1 tRNA gene and 2 rRNA genes are annotated in these 512 nt (G+C 52.1%); all 3 read right to left on the bottom strand.

Annotation, left to right across the window (positions count from 1 at the left end):
- Position 1: 1 nt before the first annotated feature.
- Positions 2–117: ribosomal RNA gene (rrf, locus tag AACU55_RS19120) — 5S ribosomal RNA — on the bottom strand.
- Positions 118–153: 36 nt separating this feature from the next.
- Positions 154–229 (bottom strand) — tRNA-Thr (locus AACU55_RS19115).
- Positions 230–279: 50 nt separating this feature from the next.
- Positions 280–395: ribosomal RNA gene (gene rrf, locus AACU55_RS19110) — 5S ribosomal RNA — on the bottom strand.
- Between the last annotated feature and the right edge of the window lie 117 nt (positions 396–512).

Below are 512 nucleotides of genomic sequence, written 5' to 3'. Positions count from 1 at the left end.
TGCCTGGCAGTTCCCTACTCTCGCATGGGGAGACCCCACACTACCATCGGCGCTACGGCGTTTCACTTCTGAGTTCGGCATGGGGTCAGGTGGGACCACCGCGCTAGTGCCGCCAGGCAAATTCTGTAATTTACCGAACTCTACGCTTATTACTGGTGCTGATACCCAGAGTCGAACTGGGGACCTCACCCTTACCAAGGGTGCGCTCTACCAACTGAGCCATATCAGCACGCTAATTCTTATAACAATCCGCGTAAAAGCGAACTTTACTAATTTGATGCCTGGCAGTTCCCTACTCTCGCATGGGGAGACCCCACACTACCATCGGCGCTACGGCGTTTCACTTCTGAGTTCGGCATGGGGTCAGGTGGGACCACCGCGCTAATGCCGCCAGGCAAATTCTGTTTCATTCATACCGCTCACCTTAAATCAGGCTTGCACTACGAACCAATCTCGGAACTTCAGCTGAAAATCTACTTCAAGTCTCTAAAAACACCTTTGGTGTTGTAAGG

It is taken from the genome of Rahnella sp. CJA17(1/100), from assembly GCF_963881615.1.
GTDB lineage: Bacteria > Pseudomonadota > Gammaproteobacteria > Enterobacterales > Enterobacteriaceae > Rahnella > Rahnella aceris.
The sequence above is the reverse complement of the archived record's forward strand: the minus strand, read 5'-3'. Positions and strand labels throughout refer to the sequence as shown.